We start from the raw sequence: 5,650 nt of genomic DNA, 5'->3' as shown, positions 1-5,650 counted from the left end.
TTCGCAGGCACCAGCGTGCCCGCTGTCAGGCAGAAACTCCACTTATCGACCTGTCCAAATTTGCGGAGCCGGCTCTGCTCAACGCAGAAGACCGCGATCAGATTATCCGTAAGCGCGACGAACAGCCCACCGCTTTCTCGGCGTTGACCGAGAGAGAGTTCCCATGACTTGTGACATTGTCGATTGGCGAACATAGATTCCGGCGGTGCGGCTGAGGTGATCAGGCGTGATCTTGATGCTCATGGTCACCTCCTGACATCTGAACGGTCTCGACGCCCGCCGCTTCCAGCAACAGATCGGCGAGCGCCTGATCAGACCTGTGGGATTGGCGCCCAGCGGGTTCTGGGGAATCCGACGACCCCGATCCAGACCCAGTTGCATCGGCTCGCGATATTGGCTTTTCTCCGCACGCCCTTTCTCCCTCTTCATCGAAGGACGGGATCGTGCGCCCGACACCCGTTTCGCGCCGAGAAGCTTCAGAACAACAGCAAGTTCGTTGAGCCCATCAATGCTGACCTGCGGTGGTCCAAGCGCCATGCCGGCACAGTAACTCTCGTCGAACATCCAATTGGGGACCTCACGATTAAACCCACGCCGTTCCTCCGTGTCGATTCACTTCAATTCCTTGCCGCGCCGGAACGGTGCGACTTGAAGCGTCCGTCCAAAAAGGGGATGCCACGGATACGCAATCGTCGCGCTTCGAAGACTGTATGCAGAATGTCGCGTGTTGGGCTCTTTTCGAATGGAACACGTACAGCGCGCCGCTGAATGGGGCGGCCCCACCATCTCGCACCAGCGCAAATCAAGCCGGTCGCTCCCTTGCGGAAGTCGACCGGCTTGCTGGCCACGTAAACTTGAACGTCTGCCTGCCGAACCGCCCGGATTACGGCAGCAAGCCGCTCAGGCTCCACATCGCTGCCGACACAGACTACGACATCGCCGATCACGATTTCCATCATGTCGCTCGTCACCGCATCAAACCGCGCGAACTTGACCGCTTGGCCTCGCGGATCGAGCCCATGAGACCGCGCGATCACCGACACGTTCGCTCCCGGCAAAAACGTTTCCTTGAGGTCCTTCGCCTCCCGCGACCAGGTGCGATAGCTCCGCCCCGGACTGACCGCAAGCCGCTCGGGTGTGGCCCTGACAACTTCAAAACTCGAATGGGGACGCCTGCTGTTATAGAAGTCGAGATATCGGCCGATCGAGCTGCGCGCCTCGCTGACGCTGTCATAGGCCCGCAGGTACACCTCCTCGTATTTGACGCTGCGCCAGAGCCGTTCGACAAACACGTTGTCCCGCCATGCGCCCTTGCCGTCCATGCTGATCGCGATGCCGTTGTGGGCGAGCATGCCGGTAAAAGCCTGTCCGGTGAACTGCGAGCCCTGATCCGTGTTGAAGATGTCCGGCTTGCCGTGACGAGCCAAGGCATCCTCCAGCGTCTCGACGCGGAAAGCTGCTTCCATAGTGATCGACAGCCGCCACGACAGAACACGACGGGTTGCCCAATCGAACACGACCGCGAGGTAGACAAAACCGCGCTCCATCGGGATGTAGGTGATGTCCATCGCCCAGACCTGGTTCGGTCGCGTGATCTCCATGCCGCGCAGCAGGTATGGATGGATCTTGTGGCCGGGCTCGGGTCTGGTGGTGCGCGGACGGCGATAGAGCGCCTCTATCCCCATCCGCCGCATCAGCGTTCTGACATGCCGGCGGCCGATCTTGCACCCCTCGGCAGCCAGCAGGCCTCTCAGCATTCGCGAACCGGCGAAGGGAAACTCCAGATGCAGCCGGTCGAGACGCCGTATGATCGCGAGATCGGCGTCCGGCACCGGCCGCGGCAGGTAGTACACGCTGCCGCGGCTGATGTTCAAAGCCTCCGCCTGCCTGGTGATCGGCAGCTCGTGCTCACGGTCGATCATCGCCTCGTCAGTTCGCCGATCTTGGCGTGCAGCGACTTCACGTCGATCGCAGGCGTGGCCGGCGCAGCGCTGCCAGGTCCAAAAACTCCGGAAGCGCCACCCTCCAGCTGCGCCTTCCAGGCCGCAATCTGATTGGGGGGGACGTCGAACTGCTCGGCAAGCTGAGCTATCGTCCGGTCGCCCTTGACGGCGGCAAGCGCCACCTTCGCCTTGAAGGCCGGTGTGTGGTTCCGGCGTGCTCCGACCAACTCTGGGTGGCCGATATCACATATGTCGCCATCGCCGGCGGCTTTGTCTATGTCGCCGTCATCTTGGATGCCTGGTCACGGCGAGTGGTCGGATACGCCATCAGCCGCTCGATCGACGCCCGGCTGACGCTCGCGGCCCTGGCCGCCGCGATCGAAGGCCGCAAACCACCTCCCGGCTGCGTGCATCATTCCGATCGTGGATCCAATACGCTGCGGCTGCCTATCGCGATCATCTTGCCGCCCACGGCTTGATCGGCTCCATGGGCCGGCGCGGCAACCCATACGACAACGCCACGGCGGAGAGCTTCATGAAGACACTCAAGGTCGAAGCCGTTTATCCGATGGCATTCGAAACCTTCATCGACGTTGCCGAAAACCTTCCGCGCTTCCTTGAGGAGGTTTACAACCGTCGACGGCTTCACTCGGCACTCGGTTATCTCAGTCCTGTGCAATTCGAGGATCAACACACCCGGCGGACGGTCAAACCAGCAGCCTGACCCCGTCTGCTCCGAGGGGCCCACTCCAATCCGGGGTCAAATTTGAACACGATGACGTAATTGCGGTCGGCGCTCGTGGCAGACAACCTCCGTTATCGTTGAGCCCTCGCAATCAAATGATTCGAAGGAGCTCCCATGAAGCAGTACGTCGGGCTGGACGTCTCACAGAGAGAAACCGCTGTATGCGTTGTCAACGAGACCGGTCAAGTAATATTCGAAGGGAAAGCCAGGTCTAGCACTACTTTGGCAGATTTTGGCGATTGATTGGCGAAACTGGATTCCCGAATCAGATTTTCAATGATTCATGGGTGGTCGGCTTTTGGAGGGCCGACCATGGTGGACACGAAGTCGAAGTGGGAAGACGAGCTTGCGCGCTGGCTCAAACCATTCCTGGATCGTTTGGGTCACAAGGCGCGGCGGCGGATGTGTCCGCTTTATATCTCGGGATTGATTGGACCGGGCGATCGCAAGAGCGTCCAGCCAATGGCGGCGCGGCTGGCACCGGGCGAGTATGACCAGTTGCACCATTTCATCGCTGATGGCCTCTGGGATGCGGCGCCATTGGAGGCGGAATTGCTCGTTCAGGCGGATCGCCTGGTCGGCGGCAAAGATGCGGTGCTGGTCATCGACGACACGGCGATGCCGAAGAAGGGCGATCGTTCGGTTGGTGTCGCTCCACAATATGCCTCGTCTCTCGGCAAGACGGCTAATTGCCAAACATTGGTGTCGCTGACGCTTGCGCGGGGTGAAGTGCCGGTCATGGTGGCATTACGTCTCTTCATTCCCGAGAGTTGGACGAGCAATCCGGTGCGTTTGAAGCGTGCGGGCGTTCCAGTCGAGCACCGCGCAGCGCGGACCAAGCCAGAGATCGCCTTGGCGGAGATCGATCGCGTGATGGCAGCCGGTATGCGCTTTGGCTGTGTGCTGGCGGATGCCGGTTACGGCCTCAGCGCGCCGTTCCGTCAGGGGCTCACGACACGCGGCCTGGCCTGGGCCGTCGGTATCCCTCGTCACCAGAAGGTTTATCCGGTAGAGGTTAAATTGATCTGGCCGGTCGCCGGTCGAGGTCGTCCCCGCAAGCGGCACATTCCCGATGTATTGTCGACGGCGGCCGAAGACATGCTGGCCAATGCTAAGTGGCAAAATGTGAGTTGGCGAAACGGGACCAAGGGCCGGCTGGAAGCTCGCTTCGCAGCGGTTCGCGTGCGGGCCGCTGATGGACCTCCGCAGCGGATCAAGGACATGGGCCAGCAGCATCTTCCGGGTGACGAAGCCTGGCTCATCGGCGAACACAGGACGTCGGGAGAAAAGAAATATTATCTCGCCAATATGCCGGCCAAGACGAATCTGCGCACGTTAGCTGCCACGATCAAAGCTCGATGGATTTGCGAACAGGCCCATCAGCAGTTGAAAGAGGAACTCGGGCTTGATCACTTCGAGGGACGATCCTGGCAGGGCCTTCATCGTCATGCGCTCATGACTATGATCGCTTACGCATTCCTCCAGCATCGCCGTCTCGCACAAGCGGGGCGGAAAAAAAAGAATCAACGGTCCGCCGCCTCAGCCGAGCCTGCCGGCCGTACGCCAAGCCATCGTCGATCTCATCGTTCAACCACGACCTCAGCGATGCCCGTACTGCAGAAGACAAATCGGCGGAAAGCAGCGGCGTGAATAAATCTGCCAAAGTAGTGCTAGGGTTCAGACTCAATTGAGCCAATAGGCGACGACGACGGCGAGGTGGACGGCAGCCAAGAAGTTTCTGGCAAGTTTGTCGTAGCGAGTAGCGACGCGCCTGAAATCCTTGAGCCGGCAGAAGCAGCGCTCGATAACATTGCGTCCTTTATAGGCGCGTTTGCTGAAGCTGTGGAGGGTCACCCTGTTGGACTTGTTCGGAATGATGGGTTTCGCGCCGCGACTGACGATTTCGGCGCGAAAGCCGTCGCCATCGTAGCCTTTGTCTCCAATGAGGGAAGACATGGGCGGCGCGAGCTTCAAAAGCGCCGGCCCTGCGGCAATATCAGCGGCTTGTCCCGGAGTGAGATGAAATGCGCAAGGTTTGCAATCAGGGTCGCTCAGCGCGTGGATTTTCGTGGTCCGCCCGCCGCGCGAGCGGCCGATCGCCTGTTCATATTCCCCCCTTTTCCGCCGCTCGCCGAGCGATGCGCTTTGATCGAAGTGGAGTCGATCGACAAAGTCAGGCCGTCCTTGCCGCAGCGGGCGAGCGCTTCAAAGATCGCCTGCCAATGTCCGCGCTTAGCGGCGATTGAACCGATTGTAGATCGTCGTGTAAGGGCCATAGTCGGGCGGGCAATCGCGCCAGCGTGCGCCGCACTGAAGCATGTGGATGATACCGCTGATAATGCGTCGATCGTCTTCGCGCGCCGGCCCGGTCTGGTTCGTTGGCAGATGCGGCTCTATCTGAGCCCACTGCTTGTCGTTGAGCCAGAACAGTCCTTTGCGCATCGAACTTCCCCCCGCCGAATCAACTTGGCACGAGGGAATCAGAAGCAGCTAATTAGGTACAGACCCTAATCCTGGTGCCTTGACTGACCTGCTTAACAAACATGCGCCTCATGCCGAGCGTATCGGCTTCGAGACCGGTGCGATGGCGAGTTGGTATGGTATGAACTCCGCAGGGTTGAGCTTCCGGTGGTCTGCATCGACGCTCGGCATGCGCACGCAGCTTTGTCGGTCCGAATGAACAAGAGCGATCAGAATGATGCGCGAGGGCTTGCCGAACTGGTGCGGGTTGGATGGTATCGAGAGGTAAAAGTCAAAAGTGAGGAAAGCCAGAAGATCCGAGCGATCCTTGTCGCCAGATCTCGGCTAGTGTCCATGCGCCGAGACATCGAGAACCAGGTTCGCAGCTTGATCAAGGAATGTGGATTGCTGTTCCCTCGCGCGATCGGCCAACAATTCCGCAACCAGGTCAGCGAACTCTTGGGCGTCGATCATTTGCTTCTCAGCGTGATATCGCCGCCGC

The 5,650-nt window shown here is 59.9% G+C and carries 6 protein-coding genes and 1 pseudogene; 4 read left to right on the top strand and 3 right to left on the bottom strand.

The window, feature by feature from the left end:
- Positions 1-1,127 precede the first annotated feature (1,127 nt).
- Positions 1,128-2,170: pseudogene (locus tag QSV46_RS38905) on the bottom strand (IS3 family transposase); the annotation flags it as partial.
- Between QSV46_RS38905 and QSV46_RS38900 the strand changes: the two are divergent.
- From QSV46_RS38900 to QSV46_RS38890, 3 genes are all read left to right on the top strand, one after another.
- The gene (locus QSV46_RS38900) at positions 2,147-2,422 is read left to right on the top strand and encodes a DDE-type integrase/transposase/recombinase (RefSeq protein WP_314963978.1); all 276 of its coding nucleotides are present in this window, start codon (positions 2,147-2,149) and stop codon (positions 2,420-2,422) included. The pseudogene QSV46_RS38905 and the gene QSV46_RS38900 sit on opposite strands and share 24 nt — an antisense overlap.
- A gap of 8 nt (positions 2,423-2,430) precedes the next feature.
- Positions 2,431-2,667, top strand: coding sequence for an integrase core domain-containing protein (locus tag QSV46_RS38895; RefSeq protein WP_314963977.1), 237 nt, complete (start codon positions 2,431-2,433; stop codon positions 2,665-2,667).
- Between the two features lie 333 nt (positions 2,668-3,000).
- Positions 3,001-4,338, top strand: a complete 1,338-nt coding sequence (locus QSV46_RS38890) for an IS701 family transposase (RefSeq protein WP_314963976.1) — start codon at positions 3,001-3,003, stop codon at positions 4,336-4,338.
- 33 nt (positions 4,339-4,371) lie between these two features.
- On the opposite strand, the gene QSV46_RS38885 is transcribed toward QSV46_RS38890, so the two are convergent.
- Entirely contained in the window at positions 4,372-4,881 is a 510-nt protein-coding gene (locus QSV46_RS38885) for an IS5 family transposase (RefSeq protein ID WP_314963979.1), read from the bottom strand.
- Between the two features lie 39 nt (positions 4,882-4,920).
- Complete coding sequence (locus tag QSV46_RS38880; RefSeq protein WP_314963975.1) at positions 4,921-5,130, bottom strand: transposase; 210 nt, start codon at positions 5,128-5,130, stop codon at positions 4,921-4,923.
- A 186-nt stretch (positions 5,131-5,316) separates the two neighbouring features.
- On the opposite strand from QSV46_RS38880, the gene QSV46_RS38875 reads away from it, so the two are divergent.
- A partial coding sequence (locus QSV46_RS38875) for a transposase (protein ID WP_314963974.1) occupies positions 5,317-5,650 on the top strand: 334 nt, incomplete at its 3' end.

Origin of the sequence: Bradyrhizobium cosmicum (genome assembly GCF_032290525.1) — a bacterium.
GTDB lineage: Bacteria > Pseudomonadota > Alphaproteobacteria > Rhizobiales > Xanthobacteraceae > Bradyrhizobium > Bradyrhizobium cosmicum_A.
This window is presented reverse-complemented; position numbering and strand designations above follow the sequence as displayed.